The sequence below is a fragment of the Paenibacillus sp. FSL K6-2393 genome, assembly GCF_038002545.1.
Lineage (GTDB): Bacteria > Bacillota > Bacilli > Paenibacillales > Paenibacillaceae > Paenibacillus.
Genome location: NZ_JBBOCU010000001.1, coordinates 3403762 through 3425755, shown reverse-complemented (window position 1 = coordinate 3425755; position 21994 = coordinate 3403762). Strand labels below are relative to the sequence as shown.

Below are 21994 nucleotides of genomic sequence, written 5' to 3'. Positions count from 1 at the left end.
TTATCTGAATCATAATGTGAAAACCTACATTGACAGGAGGCGGCTGCGTTGAATGGAATCTTACATAAAATCCTGCAAGAACGCTTGGGGTACTGTGATTATGAGGTGTGGATCAGCAGTAACTGGGCGGATTGGGTACTGATCGAAGCGATAGGCAGAAGAGAAAGTACACCGCCTTGTTTTGCGGAACAGCTTCCACTGCAACATCCCAAAGTAGAACGGGAATCAGAAGAAAATATGTTAGTTTTTCTTCCATACAATAACAATATATGTGTGGCTATCCGGGTATTTAAGAATTGGGAGTTTTCTGCGGAAGATTTAGTTACACTGTCGTCTTTGCTTTACCCATACTATACGGAAGCTGTGGCAAGCAAGAATGAACGAGCCTTGAATGAAATCATGAACAGCATCAGGGATGTGACTCAACTTCTGGATCTAAACGAGTTGCTTGGACGGATTTTGGTAAGTGCACTATCGGTTATCCCTTATGAGTGCATAGGTGTGTTGTGGAGATATGACCCTGCGATCGACGCGTTGACGGTCAAGGCAAGAGCAGGGGAGATGGGTGAAGGCATGCTGAGAATGAAACTGAAACCAGGTGAAGGGATCATTGGGAACACCTTTAAGCGAGGTACACCAAAGCTCTACAACGGTTTATCTACAGTAGAAGACGACTTTGGCAATATGACATCGGACAACAAATATCATCTGAATTCAGCGTACAATTTTCAAAATATAGGTTCAATTATTTCGGTGCCTATCAAGGTAGAAGGTCAATCGGATTGTGTGTTAATCGTTTATCAAAAAGGAAGGGTCCCGCTATTCACGGAGTCGGATGTGCGACTGCTGCAAAGCTTTGCAGATCAGGTTTCGATTGCGATCACAAATGCCAAACTTTACGAGAATCTGAGCAAACAGAACGAGACACTCATGAAACGGGATGAGATTCACTCCTCGCTTATGCGGCTTTCGCTGCAAAATAAGGGCGTGGTATCTATTGTTAACGAACTGACACGTGTTATTGGCGTACCGATGACCTTTGTGGATTTTATCGACAACGAATGGATTCCGAAACGCAGCAAAATCATGAATGGCTGGAATACAGAAAGTCTTCGCAGCTTATACGAATCCTTGCATCATCCAGATTATCTGACGTGTATCGAGGGAGAAGCCGACCGATCGTATCAATATCTGTATCCAATCGCTTCAGCCAATCAGTGCCTTGGTTATCTCATTATCCAGATGAACACAAAGCTTGAACCATTGCAGTTGATTGCGCTGGAGCAGGGAAGCTCCATTTTGGCCCTGGAATTGATGCGCAAACAGTCCCTGGCCGAATTTTATTTTAAAAAAACACAGCAATTTTTCAACGATTTGAGGCTCAGTCAGGATTCTGAGGATTATTGGCAGAAGTCCGGGGAGATCGGAATCGTTCCTTCAACCTCCATCGTGGTGGGACTGCTGGAGTTTGCGGAGTGGGTCAACCCTTCTACGCTTAGCGCGTTGTCTGTTCAATTGGTAGCTTATCTAAGAGACAAAATGCCAGCAGGAGCGCTGCCCATTGCGTTTGGCAATGAAAGACGAATTACAATACTGCTTATGCTAAACGAGTCGCACAAGCCAGGCAAACTGGAACAACAGTTCAGCGCATTACTGCCGGAGTGGGAACATCGTAATCATGTGAAATTGTTGGGAGGATTAAGTTCAGTGCGGTCTGGGGTCGATGCCATTAATACGGGATACCAGGAAGCGGACAAGGCGCTTGCATACCAGAAGACAAGAGGAGAACAGGGGACGATCCGATATACGGATATTGGTGTTAACCGGTTGTTTATCCGACAACCGGCTGAGGATTTAAATGCATTTATGGCAGAGATATTTGAGCCGCTTCGGCCTGCCAAAGGGCAGACCAGCGGACTAGAGGAAACTCTCATGACGTATATGGCGTGCGGAGGTTCTGCAGTCCAAGCTGCGTCAGCACTTCATATTCATATCAATACTTTGTATCAGCGTATTCATAAAATCGAAGAGATTCTGGGCATGTCCCTGAGTAATCAGGAGCATCTGCTCCATCTGCAACTGGCCTGTTATCTAAAGCAGACATATCGTTCATCATGATTTTCAAATCAACTTACTCGAGATCATGATTCAAACGTGTTACCGACATAATGAAAAGAGTGAATATGCGTTCTGGTGAGTTCAATCACGTTTTTGATAAATGCCTCGCGTGACTCACGATATCCGCTTAATATCCAATTGTTCAACAGTCCAAAAAAACCGTAGGCGGTATAGTATTTGAAATAGTCCATGTTAACTGGCGAGTTGTTGATCGTCTCAAAGACAAATTGCTCCTGATAGATTTTGAGTATGGTTTGTGGAAAGCCTGTATGTAAACCAGGTAACGTATCATCGTATTGAATCAGTTCGAAGAAGTCACGGTGTTCGTAGATATAATCCACGATTTGAAAAGATTCGGCATCCAGCTTGTTTGTTGAAACCTTTTGACCGTGCCAATAGGGTTTACCTACTGCGCCCCTCAATCCTTCGAGTGTCATACTCAACAACTCTTCGGCGAGAATATATTTATCTTGGTAGTGTAAGTAAAACGTGCTGCGATTATAACCGGCCTGATCAACGATGTCTTTGACAGAAACACCATGGAATCCTTTTTTCTTAATGAGCTGAATCAGAGCAGTTTTCAGGTGCTCCTTGGTTCGATTACGATGTTGAGATGTCACAATAAGTTCATTATTCATTCAAAAAAACTCCTATAAATATAGACATAGTTTTATAAAGTGTCTACGAGGTAGACACTTGGTCACATCTTAATGATTGGATTGTTACAATTTTAAGCATAGAATTAGTTTTGTAAACATCATATAGCACTATTTATATAGGCGCTATTCAAAATATTATACTGGGGGATTTATTCATGGGCAAACTTCAAGATAAAGTTGCAGTCATCACAGGAGGAGCATCCGGGATTGGTGCAGCGACAGCTCGCTTATTCGTTTCCGAGGGAGCAAAAGTGGTCTTGGTGGATCTGAATGAGGAAAAAGGCAAGGCGTTTGAGCAGGAACTGAAAGCGCTTAAAGCAGAGGCTCTCTTTATTAAAGCAAACATAACAAGTGAAGAAGAGGTTTCTGAGATTTTCAAACAAACCGTAGAAACATTTGGTCAAGTGGATATCGTATTCAACAATGCGGGAATCGGACGTGTTCATCCGACGCATGAGCTTGATTATGCCGAATGGCGCAATACAGTCAATGTTGATCTGGACGGCGTATTCTTGGTTGCTCGAGAATCGATTCGCGAAATGCTCAAAATTGGCGGAGGTACAATCGTCAACACGGCTTCCATGTACGGATGGGTTGGTTCGCCTGGTTCAGCAGCCTACAATGCAGCTAAAGGCGGCGTTGTGAATCTGACTCGTTCCCTCGCGCTGGAGTATGCTGAGCAGAATATTCGGGTGAACTCCCTTTGCCCTGGCTTCATCGATACACCAATTATCCCAGAAGAGAGCAAACAAGCACTTTCAGCGGCAACACCAATGAAACGTCTGGGTCAAGCAGAAGAGATGGCGAAAGCCGTTCTGTTCCTAGCTAGTGACGATTCTTCATATATGACAGGAAATAGCCTGATCATAGACGGAGGATACACCGCTCAATAATTGCAGCAATTATCGAAGCACACAAAGAACATAGTTCCATTAAAAGTCGCTATTATTATAGTGGCTTTTTTTATTTTATGATAAAAAGTATATCTCATGAGATAAAGACGACTAGCAAACGGCGGTTTGGTTACTCATAATAGATAGCCTCATAAGGAAACTCTAACTTATTCAAGCGATATTCTTTGGGCGACATGGACATATATTGACGAAAAACTTTGCCGAAGTAGCTGGGACTCTCAAAGCCGCAATGTTGGCCAATTTGAGAAATCGGAAGTTCCGTTGTGCGGAGTAGCCGGATTGCAACCTCAATGCGTCTGTCTTTGAGATAGGCTAGCGGTGATGTTTTTTCGGATTTCTGAAATAACCTGCACAAGTAGTGTTTATTGATATCACAATGACTGGCCAGCAGATCCAGTGTCAAAGGGGAGGCATAATTCTCTCGAATGAACTTTTTACATTTCTCAATCGTTGTTATGGATAGGGCACCGATATCCTTCTCCGCATCCCGACTCGTCTGTACCAAGATAAGCAACCACCGATAGACTTGCATGGACAAGCGATACTTGTCCGTAACTTTCTCTTGATGAATCAAATGGATAATTTGCCATAACTCTTGAATCAAGGGAGAGTCCGCGTTTCGTCGAATGACATGTCCCTCATTATCATGGATCATATCCCAAATTCGGTTGGCTTCATCCCCGCGAATATTGATCCATATAAATTCCCACGGTTCGTTGTTCTCTTGTTTATAGTAATAGCAATGTTCTCCGGAGATTTTAACAAGTAGGGCATGCCCCTTTGGTAAAGGAATCGTTTGATTTTCAATATCCAGATAACCCTGACCATTAAGTGTGTATTGAAAAACAACGTGCCCCGGGTCCGGTCTATCATCACTTGGACAACGATATTCCTCGCTTGAAACGATCTGCCATCCAATAGAGTCAAGTGTCATGATTGATGTATCGTCATTACGAAAAGCATAAGAAACCGTATGAACCATCGTTTCATCTCCTTCCTAAAAAAGTCAATTATTTTATATAATACGTCACATTTTTTAGATTGTCTGTCTTTTTTTAGACCTGTAAGATAAATGTAAGCGGTAACATAAAGAGGAGGTGGCTGTAAATTGTGTTCATTTGACAACAAACAGGGCAGGATCGAACTGATGATTCTAAAAATGAATTCTTAGATAAGGAGGAGTTAATCGAATGATCCGAAGAACTGTTTCCATCCAGAAATCGATGTTTGTATGTTTTTTAGCACTCCTTATGGTTATTTCACTGGCTGTTCCTCCGGCACCGATGCGTGCAGAGTCATCATCAAACGGCCTGCCGGGTCGCCAAGCAGAATACCTGAACCGGGGTTTGGTTGCGGTTCTTGTAGACAACGGCGTTTTTTTAAGCTGGAGGTATTTAAACAACGACCCAGATGATATCGCTTTCAATATATATAAAAATGGAACCAAAGTGAACGCATCACCCATAAGCGATGTGACGAACTTTGTGGACACGACTGGTTTCGACAGCTCACAATATCAGATCTCCACCGTTATTGCAGGCAAAGAGCAAATGCAACCGGAGGTTGTATCGGTCTGGCATAACGATTATTTGCCTATTCCGCTCGATAAACCAGCCGACGGACGGACTAAGGACGGTGGAACCTACTCCTATTATGCAGGTGACGCTTCCGTAGCTGATTTGGACGGGGATGGCGAATATGAAATCGTCTTCCTGTGGAGTCCGAGCAACTCCAAGGACAATTCGCAGGCCGGTTATACGGGAAATGTCTATATCGACGCCATCAAACTGGATGGCACAAAGCTGTGGAGGATTGACCTGGGAGTCAACATCCGCGCCGGAGCGCATTATACGCAGTTAATGGTGTATGACCTCGATGGCAACGGAAAGGCCGAGGTTGTTGTCAAGACGGCGGACGGCACAAAGGATGGCCAAGGCACGGTCATTGGTGACGGCACGAAAGATTATCGCAACGACGGCGGATACATACTGTCAGGACCGGAATATCTCACACTGTTTAACGGTGAGACTGGCGCGGCTGTATCCACCGTGAATTATGATCCGCCAAGAGGAAACGTCAGTGATTGGGGTGACGGCTATGGCAATCGTGTAGACCGTTTTCTTGGCGCGATTGCTTATCTGGACGGCACGAAGCCAAGTGTCGTGATGAGCCGGGGTTATTATACCCGCACAGTGCTTGTTGCTTATGATTATGTTGGCGGGGAACTCGTTAAGCGCTGGACGTTCGACACAAACGAAGCAGGATCACAATATCAATCACAGGGCAACCATAATCTAAGTGTGCTGGATGTCGACAAGGACGGCAAGGACGAAATTATGTTTGGCGCCTTGGCCATTGACGATGACGGCAGCTTGCTGTACAGCACCGGACTCGGACACGGTGATGCTATGCATGCCGGCCAGCTCAATCCGAACCGGGAGGGCTATCAGGTCGTAAGTGTGCATGAGCATTCGGATGCAGCATACGGACTGGAGATGCGCGATGCGGCAACAGGTGAAATCCTTTGGGGTGAGAAAACAGGTTTTGACACCGGTCGCGGGATGTCGGCGGACATTGATCCGAACTATCCGGGTTACGAATCATGGGCCACGACCGTTACCAACGGGCAAAGTGTCCCTGTAACCAATACTTATTCAGCTGCCGGAGAAGCTATCTACACTGTGGACGAAGGGCCCAAAACCGCCAATTTCGCCATCTGGTGGGATGGAGATCTTCAGCGGGAGCTATTGGACCATGAGTGGGATAATAGCACAGCCAAAGGAATTCCGCTCATCTATAAGTGGGATTACCAAAACAAAAAGCTGAATGAAATCTTCCGGGCAACCGGTACGTTAACGAACAACCATACCAAAGGCAATCCGGCACTTCAGGCGGACATTCTGGGCGACTGGCGTGAGGAGCTTTTGCTGCGGAGCGAAGATAGTTCGGAGTATCGTCTCTACACAACGACCATTCCTTCAGACTATCGCATCCCTACGCTGATGCAGGACCCTGTGTATCGACTTGGCGTAGCCTGGCAAAATGTAGCCTACAACCAGCCGCCTCATACCGGCTTTTATCTTGGAGCGGAAGCTACAGCATTCCCTAAAGCCGATCTGGCGCTGACTCGCGAAGCTGAAATGCCGGAGCCGATCTACCGCTTTAATTTCGGTACAGAGACTGCGTCAGGAAGTACAAACATACAGGATACGCTCTACGCACAAGATCCGGGATACGGCTTCAAGGATACAAGTGGTGTTACGGTAGGGGCAAACCAGGTTTCGGTCGCGGCAGGCACGACATTTGCCGTTGATCTGCCCAATTCAAACTATAAGGTGACGCTGCGATTGGGCAATGATGCAAATGACTCGAACGTTGGAGTCAAATCCGAATTCGTCCAGAAGCTCGCCGTAACCAATGTGACAGCAGGAGCACCACTGGAGTATTCCTATGATATTGCTGTGGTGGATGGACAGCTCGATCTTATATTCACGGGTACATCCATAGACATCCAAGACGTCATCATCGAGAAATATCCAGAGAAAGCGGCTGGTGCGGCAACAACGATCTATATGGCTGGTGATTCAACCATGCAATCTTATAGTGAAGCGCAGGCTCCTCAAGAAGGATGGGGCCAGCAGTTCGGACGTTATTTCTCCAATGGGGCAGTCGTCGTGAACGATGCGATCGGTGGCCGAAGCAGTAAATCCTTTATGGTAGACGGTCGTTTGGATACAATCCTGCAACGAATTAAGCCGGGGGACTTCTTCTTCATTTCCTTTGGTCATAACGACGCTAGTGCAGGGATACCGGACCGGTATGCATCCCCTGAGGATTATAAGATCTACTTAACTCGTTATGTAAACGGTGCCAAACAGCGCGGCGCTACACCCGTATTGCTCACTCCGGTTGGACGCAGAGATTTCAACACGGTGACTCAGGAGTTCAACGTCAGCTTCCCAGCATACGTGCAGGCTGCCAAAGAAGTGGCAGAAGAGCTTGACGTGCCGCTGATTGATCTGAGCAAGTTAAGTATTGCGTACTACGACAAAATTGGTAATACAGCTACTGAAAAAGTATTCCTATACGCTAATCCGGGTGAATATCCGAAATACCCGAATGGAATCAACGATAATACCCATTTCAGCAGCTATGGTGCACAGAAAATTGCCGGACTCGTTGCTGGTGCAGTCAAAGACATGGAGCTGAGTATCTCATCGCTGGTCATTGACCCAGATATTACCGAGCCAGAACCAGAGCCAGAAACCCAGCTCTATGAGGAGGATTTTGAAGGCGACGCTGCCAACTACCAGTATGCGATGGTCAATGCTACGGGTATCGCAGGAACCATGGCGGGAACGGTAGTTGAACAGTCCGGAAATAAGGTACTGTCCGTCACAGGGTCCGGATCGGGCAATCGAGCCAAGGTGTTCCGTCTGTTTGATGCAGTAAACGGCGATCAGGTGAATGTGAACTTTGACTGGCAATCCGGTAATGTAAGTGCCTATCCGTCAGAAGGTCATCTCACGGTCCAGGATTCGAACGAAAATGCCCTTTTCACGCTGTTTACGAAAACTGGAAGCACCAAAATTCATTATTTTGTCGGTGCGTATAACCCAGACTACGGCACAGGGGATACAGCCATACCTGAAGGGGGAACGGCTACAGATATTTCCAAGAACCAGTGGGTCAATGTGGATGCTACCGTTAATTTTGCCGAGAAAACACTTGATCTGACATTAACGAACCTAGCGAATCCGACACTTACACAAACGATTCAAGGTATCCCACTGAGTTCCGCCGCATATGCGGACAACGTCAGATCCATGCGGTTCTTAGGCACCAGAAAAGGTGGTGGAGGCACGTTGAACTGGACTACCCAGATCGATAACGTGCGAATTGAAGGCACTCAGCTCTCTTCGGAGGGTGGCGATCAGACTGCATTGATCGCTATGTATGATGAGATCAAAGCACTAGATCTGTCGGATTATACAGATGCATCGAAGGCCGTGGTGAACCGGGCTTTGGCAGCTGCGGAAGCCATTTTCAATACGGAAGCTACCCAAGCTCAAGTTGACCATGTGTTTAATATGTTAACTGTCGCGAAGGATTCATTGACAAGTGAACCGGGCGAAGGGATAAACGAATACAAATTTGACTTTGGTTCCGGCGGCGCAGCCGACGGATACATCAAGGTAGATGCCAAAAGAGCGTACATTGAAGGCAATGGGTACGGCTTTGCTGATACTGCGCTGACCAAAGATGAGAACCGGGAAACCGGAGATTTGCTCAAAGAAGATTTCACACGAGTAAACGGTACCTCTTTCCTCGCGGAAATGGAGCCGGCGAATTACCGGGTAACGATGACCATCGGGGATGCGGAGGAATCAACCAGCGCAAATGTTGTTGTAGAGCAGATGACAAAGCTGCCGCTCACAAGCATTACCAAGGGCGAATTCAAAGAAATCACATATGACATTGCCCTGATCGATGGGGTATTTAACTTCAATTTCACCGGAAATGCACCGAAGATCAATGCGCTGAAGCTGGAGCGCCTGCCAGATCACAGTGCAAGCGATAAACCGGTTATTTATCTGGCCAGCGATTCGACTGTGGCCAATTACGCGGAGAACTATCGTCCGCAAGCAGGCTGGGGAGAAACATTGGGTGGATATTTTGATCCAAATGAAGTCAGTATTGATAACCGGGCAGTTGGAGGTTTGAGCAGCAAAACCTTCCTGGTCGGTGGATATCTCAACGATATTTTACTCGACATTCAAGAAGGCGATTATCTGTTCATGCAGTGGTCTCATAATGATTCCACACCTTCACGTCCAGAGCGTTATCTCACGCCCGAGCAGTTCAAGATATATTTGAAAGAATACATTAACGGCGCTCTGCAGAGAGGTGCGATTCCGGTTCTGGTCACGCCAGTGAATCGTCGTGATTTTACCGGAGAGGTGCTGAACAAAAGCTTCCCGGAATACGTACAGGCGATGAAAGAAACGGCGCAGGAAACGGAAACGCTTATCATCGATCTGAACCAAGCTAGTTGGGAGCATTTCCAGGAGCTTGGCACAGAAGGAACCAAATCGATATTCATGTGGGTAGGCACAACGGAAGACAATACACATTTGCAGATGAATGGCGCAATCAAGGTTTCTGAACTCGTGGCACGACTTGTGAAGGAATTAAATATTCCGCTATCTGATTTTGTTACGTTGGAAGGAGAAACTCCGGAGCAGGAAGCCCCGCATACCAAGGCAACTGTGGAAGGAGAATTGCAGAACGGCTGGTATACTTCTCCGGCACAAGTAACCTTCACAGCAAGCGATGAAGATTCCGAAATCGAAGGGACTTATTATCAAATCAATGGTGGCGAAACGGTGAGTGGCACACAGTTGACCCTAACTGAAGAAGGTACACATACTATCACCTACTGGAGCGTCGATGTTGACGGTAACAAAGAGAGCGAACAATCTTTGTCCATATCCATTGATCTCGTACCTCCAACCATTGAAATTCATGGTCAAACCGAATACACCATTGATCAGCACGTGGAAATTGGCTATACAGCTTCCGATATGGTATCCGGTGTGGCAGAACCGGAAGGTGTGCTCCTGGACACTCCGGCGTATGCACTGGAACCCGGCCTGAACCAGGTTACGGCAACCGTCTCCGATTTGGCAGGCTGGGAACAGACGGTAGAATATAATTTTGGCGTTATTGCCACATTCGACAGCCTGATCAATCTGACCAACGCCTTTGCTGATGAATCGACCGATCCTACTGCCGGCGCTCTTGCTGATCAGCTTACAAACACGTTAAAGCAGGCCAAACAGGCAGCAAACGATCGTGAAGGAGCAAAAGCGCGTCAATTGCTTGCATCCTACGGTAATGACGTTCAAGCAGCTAGAGGAACCGTATTACCGGATGAGCAAGCAAGTGTGCTGATTAAGTGGGAAGAATGGCTCCATCAGACAACGCCACTAGCAAACGGTGCCCCTGGCACTCCGGTGTTATCTGATAATAATGGTTACGACACAGGGCTCAAGGACGGAGACTATACAATCACGATGAATCTGTGGTGGGGGAATAACGGCAATCAGTTCAAGCTGTATGAGAATGGTGAATTGATTAAGGAAATTTCTCTGGTCGATCAATCCCCGTCCGCCCAATCCGTTCAAGTTGATATTACTGGAAAGAAAAATGGCACCTATATCTATACTGGAGAATTGATCAATGCACTAGGTTCAACCATGAGTGTTCCGCTGACAGTCATCGTCATGGATGCTTCCCCGGGGCAAGCTGTTCTGTCGAACGACAACTGGGACGGTGACGGCAACTATAATATCACCATGAATCTGTGGTGGGGAACAAACGCAACCGAATACGAACTTTACGAAAATGGTGTATTGATTGACACACAATCACTGCAATCTCATTCGCCTGGTGCACAGTCTGCGGTTACCGCAATCTCTGGAAGGTTACCTGGAATCTACGAGTATGAAGCTGTACTTCGTAATTCTTCAGGGGAAACCAGATCACACAAATTAAATGTGACGGTACGAGAGTAGATTGAAATTTTTGAGCATTCCATTAACAAGAAGTAATTACAACTGAAGTAAGGCACGCATATAAAAGTGCTATTCCTCATCATTTTGAGGAGTAGCACTTTTTATATGCGCACAGTATGAAAGCGTTTGACTTATTTGAATATCAATCTATAATGATGAAAGGAAATTGGACTTGGACAGGATACAGACAGCGTGTCCGCTTGAATGAATTAGAAATGCCGACGAGCTTCAAAATGGGCCGAGGCCTATGGATAAACAATAATCGGCATACCTATATGTTTATTCAGAGCAAGCTTCCATACGCAGGAGGCTTGCTGTTTCATTTTCAGAAGGAGAATAGGTTCCCATGACACTTAAAAAAAGAATCTTTTTACTGTTCTTTCTCAGTGCGTTTATCCCCTTTATCAGTATATTTGCGATTTCTTATTATACGATCGACTCCATTTTCGCAAATAAGATCGATGATGGCATCCGTAGCAATTTACAACAGGTGACATCTTCATTGGAGAATTCCATCACCAATCTGAATCACGTTACACAGCAATTATCTTACGGTGGTACTGTAGGCAAAAGGTTGGATGAATTTTTGAATCCGTCCTCCGATATCTTCGAATTAATCGAGGCCAGGGACGAATTAAAGAGCGAGTTAAGTGTGGTCACGTTTACCAATCCGAATATCGGATTGACCTTATATTATTTCCAGAAAGAAGGCACGACGCAGTTCGGCAACTTTCCGATTAAGGATCATTTTTCTCCTGAATCTTTGCCAGTGCTCTTCCAAACCTATGGCATTAAGTATTATGGTCCCCATATCAGCATGAACCGGTTTGATGACCAACTCGTTCTGTCTGCCATGCGAAAAGTACAACTGCCCAAAAGGGACGACGTGTACATATACGTAGAATCCGGATTTCGCCTTACACAGGATATCTTGGGTTACAATCAATACAACGGAGCATTATCTCATCTCATTCTGGATGGTACAGGAAACATTGTGTACAGTGAAATACCGGAGGCCATGAAGGTCGGGGAGAATTTCTCCAGCTTAACGGTCGATCCTGCCAAGGACGGAATATCCCGTGGGTATCACTGGTTCAAGGAGGATTCCTCACAGAAATGGAGCGTCGTATCTGTCATTTCGCAGGCTCAATATCAACAGGAGAAAAACCAGTGGTTGCTTCAAATATTGCTGGTCGCTTTATTTTTCCTCGGCTTTACCGTGTTTCTTGCTTGGCTTCTGTGGAAAATGGTCTACAAACCACTCGGCCTGTTCCATTCGGAAATCAACGGGATGTCCAAAAATCCACAAATGACAGGGAGCCGAGCTCGCACTCAAATTCCAGAATTTGATTTTCTGCTCAGTGAATTTTCGAATATGCAGCATCAAATTGGTGACCTCTTCAGGGAAGTGCAGCAGAAAGAGAAGATACGTGCAGACCTGGAAGTGGAAAAGCTGCTCTATCAGATCAACCCACACTTTCTGATGAATACGCTGGATACGGTGCACTGGCTGGCCGTCATGAACGGACAAGGGGAGATCGACAAGCTGGTACAGTCCTTGAACAAGCTGCTCTATTACAATCTGGGCAAATTAGGGCAAGTATCCACCATGGAAGAAGAGATTGATGCGTTAAGACAGTATCTGATTTTGCAGCAAATTCGCTATGACTTTGAATTTGACGTCCGCATTACTGCAGATGAGCAAGTGCTTCAAATTCCTGTGCCCCGCTTTATTCTGCAACCGCTGGTTGAAAATTCGCTATATCATGGATTGAGTGACGAAGGTTTTATTCAGATTGAAGTGACATGCACTGCAACGTTGAACATTATGATTCAAGATAATGGCGCAGGTATGACTGAAGAAACCATTCATAATCTGCTGAACAATCGTGAAGCTGAACAACAAAAAGTTGGGATGGGCATCGGACTCAATTACGTTCACCGCATGTTGAAGGCACAGTACGGGGACCAAGCACAGCTGGTGATCGAGAGTGAATTGGGAACAGGGACAAGCATACTGCTTGTATTGCCTATTAAAGGAGAAGATATCTCGGCATGATTAAGGTATTGATTGTAGATGATGATAAGTTGGTACGCAAAGGCATTAGCTCAGCGATGCCATGGAACGAGTTCAATATGGAGGTTGTAGGAGAGGCCAGCAACGGGGCGAAAGCACTGGATTTCCTGGAAACCCAACCGGTCGATCTGATGCTGACGGATCTTGCAATGCCCGTCATGTCAGGAATTGAACTGATGCGAGCTGCGAGGCAGCTCTATCCAGAACTTCATATCGTTGTGTTAACACTGCATCAGGATTTCGATTATATCCAGGAAGCGCTAAGACTCGGAGCCATCGATTATATAGCCAAAGTCCAGCTGGAGAAAGAGCAATTTGAACATGTTCTGCAACGGATACATACCCGAATTAACGGGTTGACAAGCACGATAAGAAAGATGCCTTCGCAGAATGAAGTCAATGTCCATTATCAAAATGTGTATGCCCTTGTGTCACAGGATCGCAAATCAGAGCATCAATGGCCAATGGAGCTAACTGCGCATGAAGATGAGATAAGATGGGAGGTTGAGCGTAATAGCTGCATGTGGGCTGCACCCCCGTCCGAAGAAGATCAACTATTTTATCAATTGAAGGAATCCCTGCATCAAGTTCCCCAGAGTACGTTGTTGGTTTTGTCTGATGTGCAAGACCGAACATGGTCGCAAATCAAAAACTGGATTATAAATTATACAGAGACGTCTTTATTCTATGCCTACAACCCCAATAACCAAGTCATTGCCGTTTCGATGAATGAGGAAGACACATGTTCAAAAGAACCGCAGGATGAGGACCTTGATCGGATTAAGCAAAGTTGGTTCCAGACCCCATGGACCCACCACGACAGTTACTACAATCAACTCATTGATCAGTTTATATCCTTACGATTACATAAAGGTCAGTTGATGGGATTGCTGTACTCGATCGTGATGGAATGGAACCACCTTTTTGCTCAAACTACGCTTGGAAGAATCTCGATGATCCATTCTTTCGAGTCTTGGTACGAGGTTGAAGAATGGATCAAACAGACTGCTGTAAGCATTCGAAAGGCTGATGAACAGACTTCGTATTCACAGGAAATCATCGATGCCGTGAAAAAAGCAGTGATAATCGTGCAGCATGATTTGGAACAGGCCTATACAGCTTCAGGTCTCTCCCAACAACTCAATATCAGCCGAAGTTATTTCAGTCAATGTTTCAAAGATCTGATGGGGAAAACCTTTAATGAGTACTCCCGGTTCATTCGGGTAGAGAAATCCAAAGAGTACTTGCTCAATACAAACAACACAATTTTCTGGATTGCGGAGCGAGTGGGTTATACGGATGAAAAATATTTCAGCCGGATTTTCCGCGAACTGACAGGTCTTCTGCCAAGCGAATATCGGCAGCTAGGTAGAGGAAATAAATAGCCGACAGCTTCCTGTTTTAGGAGCTGCCGGCTTTTGTTTTTGATCGAGAATAGGGGTAGATAGACGAATGTTGGTCAGTAGGTAGGGTAAATGATCACAAGTTAACCATACTTCATACTACGGACTGAAAATTGTAACCATTTCTCTATCCAAACGGACGTGTAATCCCTATCTCGATTGGCCTTCACTTCATTTTATAATGAAAGCGCAAACAAATATATTGAACATCAGAATAAAGGGGAATCGAACTAGATGAGAACAAAATGGTCTATGAAAAGCAAACGGGTGACAAAGCGTCTGGCCGTGCTGTCCATGTCCGCCTTGATGGTTGCAGCCCTAGCGGCATGTGGAGACTCTTCCAATCCTCCTACTGCAGAGGAAGCAGGCAAATATGAGGTAACGCCTGGAGATCCGTTCAGTGCCTATAAAGACGAAATCACCGTAACCATGGGACGGGTAACCACAGCCAACCCAAAACTGCCGGCTGGTGATACCTATGAGAACAACGCATATACTCGGCTGGTCAAAGACACGTTTAACGCTCAGATTACAGATCAATTTGAAGCCAATGGTGAAGATTATAGTCGTCAAGTATCGCTTGCCATCGCATCCGGGGAATTGCCTGACATGATGCGTGTTGATTCCAAAGATGAACTGAAAGAACTGGTGGATAACGATCTGATTGAGGATCTGACCACCATTTATGATCAATATGCTACGGATAACATCAAGCAGATGTACGATTCCTATGATGGACGTGCATTAGAAAATGCAACGATTGATGGACGTTTGATGGGACTTCCGGCGACTTCTCTGGATTCCGCACCAACGATGGTTTGGGTCCGTCAAGATTGGCTGGATCTGCTGGGGATTCAACTTGATGCAGATGGTGACGGCGCCATTTCACTGGATGAAGTGGAGAAGACCACACAGGAATTCCTGAAAAGAGATCCTGGCCAATCCGGAAACCCGGTAGGTATTCCATTTGTGAACACGATGAACACAACAGATTATAATGGCTCTGCTTATACGATGCTGGGTGTGGCCTCAACCGAGGGAGCCTTCCCGCAATATTGGATGAATGGTGAAGACGGCAAAATCGTGTATGGTTCCACGACAGAAGAAACGAAGCAGATGCTGGGCATCATGGCCGATTGGTTCAAGAATGGTATCATTGACCCGCAATTTGGAACCCGCACGTTTGACGATATTACCGCACTCTACGCCAATGGCCAAAGCGGCATCGCCTTTGGACCGTGGCATATCCCTGACTGGGGACTGATCAGTGCAAAACAGATGGATAAAAACGCGAAATTCTCGGCTTATACACTGGAGGATGCAGACGGCAAGGTCAACGTGGCGCATGCCAATCCATCCAATCAGTTTATCGTGGTGAGAAAGGGATACGAACACCCTGAACTGGCCGTTAAGATTCTTAACCTGTTCTACGATAAACTGGCCAATGATAAAGATGCCGCAACAACCATGCCGGAAGCTGCCAAGTATCAGGAGACCGGGGTAGACGGATCTACGAGACCTTTTAATATCGAAGTCAACTCGGCTACATCACTGCTGGATGATTACTCTGACGTGGTTCGAGGAATCAAAGGAGAAATTTCCCTGGATGAGGTTCGCACTACCGAATCTAAGAACAACATCGGAAGCATCAAAACCTATTTAAGCGACATGGATACGGATGATGTGACTGCTTGGTCAAAATATCATTCACGGATCAACGGAGTGGGACTGATCGACAAACTGACACAGGAAAACAAATTTGTATGGATGACACCTGCCTTTTCTGGCACTACACCAAGCATGAAACAGACGTGGGCCAATCTGACGAAGTTGGAGCAGGAGTCGTTTATCAAAATCATAACGGGTTCAGAACCGCTTGATTACTTCGATACATTCGTCAGTAACTGGAAGAAACAGGGTGGTGATCAAGTCATTCAGGAAATTGAAGACGAGATCGCATCGAAACAATAATATTCATGAACAGTAGCAGGGCTGCGATACGCAGCCTTTCTTCAACGAAAGGGGTTCATCCATGAAACAGGGGAATTTGAAAGCGAGAGGGCGGCTCGGCCCAGGTGCCATGTACCATATGATGATGCTGCCGGGCATTTTGTTTTTGCTTGTATTCAGCTATATTCCAATGGTCGGCGTCATCACAGCTTTTCAGGACTATGTTCCGGCGAAGGGGATGTTTGGCTCCGAATTTGTAGGACTGAAGCATTTTATGTATATGTTCAAGCTGCCGGATATCGCGCAGGTCGTCAGCAATACGCTGGTGATTGCGATTGGCAAGATTTTGCTTGGAACGATGATGGCCATCATTTTTTCCGTTTTATTAAATGAAATTCGTATCAAATACGTTAAAAAGTCCGTGCAGACGATTGTTTATCTGCCGCACTTTCTATCCTGGGTTGTACTCGCATCCGTCGTTGTCAACATGTTCAGTTTGGACGGCATTGTGAACCAAATGCTCGCGTTCTTTGGCCTGGAGAATATTAATTTCCTTGGCAGCAACACCTGGTTCCAGCCACTGATTATAGGTACAGACGTATGGAAAGAGTTTGGCTACAGCTCTATCGTCTATTTGGCGGCGATTACGTCGATTGATCCCGGTCTATATGAAGCGGCAGGAATGGATGGAGCCAGTTGGTGGAGAAAAGTGTGGCATATTACATTGCCAGGCATGCTGCCTATTATTCTGCTCATGGGCGTAATGAGCCTGACCAACATTTTGAGCGCTGGTTTTGATCAAATTTATAACTTGTATAACCCGGTTGTTTATGAGTCGGGCGATATTCTGGATACATACGTCTATCGGATCGGTCTCGTTGGACGACAGTATAGCTTCGGTACGGCTGTTGGTTTGTTCAAGTCCGTAATCGGCATTGTATTGCTTATGTCTGCCAACCAGTTGGCCAAAAAATATACGGATCGAAAAATATTCTAAGGAGGCCAAACCTGTGTCCTATTCTGCAAACTTCAAAGAACGAATTGGCCGGTTTGTCATCTATGCCATCGTCATTCTGCTGGCATTGGTCTGCCTTCTTCCGTTATGGAATATCGTTGCCATATCATTCAGCAGCAGCGAGGCGGTATCCGCAAATGCAGTAGGTCTCGTTCCGGTCAATTTTACAACAGCAGCGTATACCAAAATTATCGATGATGCACAGTTCTGGCGTTCCTTTGGCATCTCCATTTTACGTGTCGCGCTTACCCTTGCGCTTAATATGATTCTGATTATTTTGATGGCTTATCCGTTATCCAAATCAAAGAGGGATTTTAAAGGCAGAAACATTTATATGAATATCATGATTTTTGCCATGTTGTTCAGTGGAGGCATGATTCCGAGTTACCTGCTGATCAAAAACCTGGATATGCTGAATACGATATGGGCACTGGTTCTGCCAGGCGCTGTCCCGATATTCAGTGTCATCCTCGTGATGAATTTCTTCTCCGCTGTACCTAAAGCGCTTGAAGAGGCAGCATTCATCGATGGAGCGAATCCGCTTCAGGTTTTGTTCAAAGTGTATGTTCCCGTGTCCATTCCTGCACTGGCGACAGTTGCCTTATTCAGTATCGTGGGTACATGGAATGACTTCTTCAGCGGTTTGATCTATATGACCAAAGTCAGCAATTATCCGCTAATGACCTATATTCAGTCCCTTAACGTGAATATTGCCGATTTGCTTCAAGCTGGCACAAATTCCAGTGAACTCAGCAACCTGACTGAAATTTCGAACAAAAACCTGAATGCAGCCAAAATCGTAGTTGCTGTTATCCCGCTATTGCTGATTTATCCCTTGCTGCAAAAATACTTTGTGACTGGCATTGTTGTAGGATCGGTCAAAGAATAACCTTAGAAAGGTTGAATGGAACATGGAAAATAAAAAATGGTGGAAAGAAACCGTTGTATATCAAATATATCCACGGAGCTTTCAAGATCGTAACGGAGATGGCATCGGCGACTTAAAGGGCATTGTATCCCGATTGGATTATTTGCAGGAACTCGGCATTGGTGCGATCTGGTTATCCCCTGTTTGCAAGTCTCCTCAAGATGATTACGGATATGATATTTCAGATTATCAGGATATCGATCCGATGTTTGGGTCTTTGGAAGATATGGAAACGTTAATACTTGAAGCCAAGAAAAGAGACATTCGGATCATCATGGATTTGGTGTTGAACCATACATCGGATGAACACCCCTGGTTTCATGAAGCCAAAAAAGGCAAAGACAATCCGTACCATGACTACTATGTTTGGAGAGATGGTGTTGAAGGAACACCTCCGAACGACTTGGGTTCCACCTTTGGTGGTTCAGCCTGGGAATGGGTGCCTGAGATCGGGCAATATTATTTGCATCTCTTTTCCATAAAACAGCCCGATCTCAACTGGGAAAACCCCAAAGTCCGGCAGGAGATATACAACATGATTAATTGGTGGATCGACAAGGGTGTTGGTGGTTTTCGACTTGACGTGATCGACTTAATCGGTAAAGAACCGGATTCGAAGATTACGGGAAATGGACCTAATCTGCATCAATATATCAGGGAACTGAGCATGGAGACGTTTCAAAAAGCGGAAGACTTGCTTACGGTTGGAGAAACATGGGGCGCCACTCCGGAAATCGCCAAACTGTACAGCAATCCAGACGGCAGTGAGTTTTCAATGGTCTTCCAATTTGAACACATCAGTTTGGATGAACAAGAAGGCAAAGGAAAGTGGGATCTTAAACCTTTGGATGTGATGGCATTAAAAAAAGTGCTGTCCAAGTGGCAAACGGAGCTCAAAGGTGATGCTTGGAACAGTCTGTTCTGGAACAACCATGACTTGCCTCGAATCGTGTCACGTTGGGGAAATGATGGAGAATTCAGAGTTGAATCGGCTAAAATGTTGGCTACCCTTCTTCATGGCATGCAAGGTACGCCATACATATATCAGGGTGAAGAGCTGGGTATGACGAATGTTCAATATTCGATCGAGGATTATCGGGATATTGAATTGCTCAACTTTTATAAGGAAAGAATGGGGAATGGTTATCCTGAACAAAGCGTGATGGAGTCGATCTACGCCAAGGGACGTGATAATGCACGCACACCTATGCAATGGGATACTTCCGATAACACAGGTTTTACACAAGGGGAACCTTGGATTAAGGTGAATCCGAATTATAAGCATATCCATGCCGAGGAAAGTTTGAGTAATCCCGAATCCATATTCCATTATTACCGGAAGTTGATTCAACTTAGAAAAGATCATGAAGTCATTGTATATGGTGATTATGAGCTGATCTTTCCAGAGAACCCAGACGTGTTTGCATATACCCGAACGCTGAATGGTTCTACGATTCTTGTGGTATGCAATTTCCAAGGATATACGACCGAACTCCCGCTTCAGGCGCAATTAACAGGGTCGAACCAGCTATTGATATCCAATTATACAGGTGAACTCTCCGAGAGCAAATTACGTCCATATGAAGCAAGAATGTACCTTATTCATAATTAAAGCATAATACGTAATATGTTATATAATGTTCAGTTCTCAAGAAAGAAGGATTATATTCAATGAAAAGAGTATGGTGGAAAGAAGCAGTAGCCTATCAAATCTATCCGAGAAGTTTCATGGATTCCAACGGAGATGGGGTTGGTGACATCAATGGGATTCTATCCAAACTGGATTATATTCAAGATCTCGGTATTGATCTGATATGGATCTGTCCGATGTATAAGTCACCCAACGATGATAATGGTTATGACATCAGTGATTACTGTTCCATTATGGATGAATTCGGCACGATGGCGGACTTTGATCAATTACTGCATGAAGTGCATCACCGCGGCATGAAACTTATTATGGACTTGGTGATTAATCATACAAGTGACGAGCACCCGTGGTTTATTGAATCCAGAGCTTCGCTGGATAACCCCAAACGAGATTGGTACATCTGGAGAGATGGGAAGAACGGAGACGAACCGAATAACTGGGAAAGCATATTTGGCGGTTCTGCTTGGGAATATGATGAAGTCTCCGGACAGTACTATCTCCACCTGTTCTCCAAGAAACAACCAGACTTGAATTGGGCAAATCAGGAGGTTCGGAAATCCATATATGAAATGATGAATTGGTGGCTGGATAAAGGGATTGATGGTTTCCGTGTGGATGCAATCAGCCATATTCACAAAGAAGAGGGCCTCTTGGACATGCCAATCAGAGAAGGTGTCAAGTACATCTCTTCTTTTGAAAAGCATATGAATGTCAAGGGAATCCAGAGTTATCTGCAAGAAATGAAAGAGAACACATTATCCAGATATGACGTCGTGACTGTTGGGGAAGCGAATGGAGTTAAAGTAGAGGACCAAGAAGATCTGCTGGATTGGATCTGTGAAGTCAGAGGGAAATTTAATATGGTCTTTCAATTCGAACACCTGGACCTTTGGAAAAACAGTACGGACAGGCAACTGGATGTTCCCAAATTGAAAAACGTCTTGACCAAGTGGCAAAAATCATTGGAAGGCATAGGCTGGAATGCTTTGTTTATTGAAAATCATGATCAGCCTCGCAAAGTTTCATCTTGGGGAAATGATACAGAGTATTGGTATGAGAGTGCTACAGCACTTGGAGCCATGTACTTTTTCATGCAAGGCACACCTTTTATATATCAGGGGCAAGAGATAGGCATGACAAACGTGGCTTACCCTTCCATAGAGGACTATAACGACATAGCCGATCGGAATTTATATCAGATCAAACGCGAAGAGGGGATGTCGCATGAGGAGATCATGAACATCATTTGGGCTTCGAGTCGCGATAACTCCAGAACGCCGATGCAATGGTCTTCGGCCAAAGAGGCCGGGTTTACCACGGGTGCGCCATGGTTAAAGGTGAATGACAATTACGTCCATATTAATGTAGAGAAACAACTTCAGGAACCTGGTTCCATTCTTCAATTTTATAAACAAATGATTCAGCTGCGAAAAGAGCACGATACGTTGACTTATGGGATCTATGAGCTTCATATGCCGGATCATCCGAGTGTATATGCATATACACGTACACTGGCAGACGAACAGGTGCTGGTAGTAATCAATCTTACTGAACACATGGTGGAGCTTGAGGAAGATGAGCTTTGCCTCAACTTCTCAGAGATCTGGCTTACCAATTATGAGAATGGCATGCTGCCACTGGTGTTGCGACCGTTTGAAACCATTGTTGGATTAAGCGATAAAGTTTGAGTAGGATACGTAAA

General features: G+C 45.3%; 12 protein-coding genes. 10 read left to right on the top strand and 2 right to left on the bottom strand.

Features of this window, described 5'->3' with window-relative positions; all coding sequences use genetic code 11:
* Window positions 1–48 precede the first annotated feature (48 nt).
* Window positions 49–2118 (top strand): helix-turn-helix domain-containing protein, encoded by a 2070-nt coding sequence (locus MHI14_RS15190; RefSeq protein ID WP_341130668.1) that lies wholly within the window; start codon window positions 49–51, stop codon window positions 2116–2118.
* Window positions 2119–2141: 23 nt separating this feature from the next.
* Here the strand turns inward: MHI14_RS15190 and MHI14_RS15185 are convergent, their stop codons facing one another.
* Window positions 2142–2756 carry a TetR/AcrR family transcriptional regulator gene (locus MHI14_RS15185; RefSeq protein WP_249910558.1) on the bottom strand — a complete coding sequence of 205 codons (615 nt, stop codon included), beginning with the start codon at window positions 2754–2756 and terminating at the stop codon, window positions 2142–2144.
* A 176-nt stretch (window positions 2757–2932) separates the two neighbouring features.
* On the opposite strand from MHI14_RS15185, the gene MHI14_RS15180 reads away from it, so the two are divergent.
* Window positions 2933–3670: an SDR family NAD(P)-dependent oxidoreductase gene (locus tag MHI14_RS15180; protein WP_074095227.1), complete on the top strand. Its 738-nt coding sequence runs from the start codon at window positions 2933–2935 to the stop codon at window positions 3668–3670.
* 130 nt (window positions 3671–3800) lie between these two features.
* Here the strand turns inward: MHI14_RS15180 and MHI14_RS15175 are convergent, their stop codons facing one another.
* Entirely contained in the window at window positions 3801–4673 is an 873-nt protein-coding gene (locus MHI14_RS15175) for a helix-turn-helix transcriptional regulator (RefSeq protein ID WP_091030058.1), read from the bottom strand.
* 208 nt (window positions 4674–4881) lie between these two features.
* Between MHI14_RS15175 and MHI14_RS15170 the strand changes: the two genes are divergently transcribed.
* From MHI14_RS15170 to MHI14_RS15135, 8 genes are all read left to right on the top strand, one after another.
* A complete protein-coding gene (locus MHI14_RS15170; protein ID WP_341130667.1) occupies window positions 4882–11268 on the top strand; it encodes a rhamnogalacturonan lyase family protein in 6387 nt (2128 codons plus the stop codon).
* A 346-nt stretch (window positions 11269–11614) separates the two neighbouring features.
* Window positions 11615–13327: a sensor histidine kinase gene (locus tag MHI14_RS15165; protein ID WP_340914548.1), complete on the top strand. Its 1713-nt coding sequence runs from the start codon at window positions 11615–11617 to the stop codon at window positions 13325–13327.
* Window positions 13324–14730 (top strand): response regulator, encoded by a 1407-nt coding sequence (locus MHI14_RS15160; protein ID WP_341130666.1) that lies wholly within the window; start codon window positions 13324–13326, stop codon window positions 14728–14730. Before MHI14_RS15165 ends, MHI14_RS15160 begins: the two co-directional genes overlap by 4 nt.
* Before the next feature lie 252 nt (window positions 14731–14982).
* Window positions 14983–16719: a sugar ABC transporter substrate-binding protein gene (locus MHI14_RS15155; RefSeq protein WP_341130665.1), complete on the top strand. Its 1737-nt coding sequence runs from the start codon at window positions 14983–14985 to the stop codon at window positions 16717–16719.
* A 61-nt stretch (window positions 16720–16780) separates the two neighbouring features.
* The gene (locus MHI14_RS15150) at window positions 16781–17695 is read left to right on the top strand and encodes an ABC transporter permease (protein WP_249910553.1); all 915 of its coding nucleotides are present in this window, start codon (window positions 16781–16783) and stop codon (window positions 17693–17695) included.
* A gap of 13 nt (window positions 17696–17708) precedes the next feature.
* Complete coding sequence (locus MHI14_RS15145; protein ID WP_133384921.1) at window positions 17709–18602, top strand: carbohydrate ABC transporter permease; 894 nt, start codon at window positions 17709–17711, stop codon at window positions 18600–18602.
* A gap of 22 nt (window positions 18603–18624) precedes the next feature.
* Entirely contained in the window at window positions 18625–20253 is a 1629-nt protein-coding gene (locus MHI14_RS15140; protein WP_341130664.1) for a glycoside hydrolase family 13 protein, read from the top strand.
* 59 nt (window positions 20254–20312) lie between these two features.
* On the top strand, window positions 20313–21980 hold the full coding sequence (locus tag MHI14_RS15135; RefSeq protein WP_341130663.1) for a glycoside hydrolase family 13 protein: 1668 nt from the start codon (window positions 20313–20315) through the stop codon (window positions 21978–21980).
* The last annotated feature ends 14 nt before the right edge of the window (window positions 21981–21994 follow it).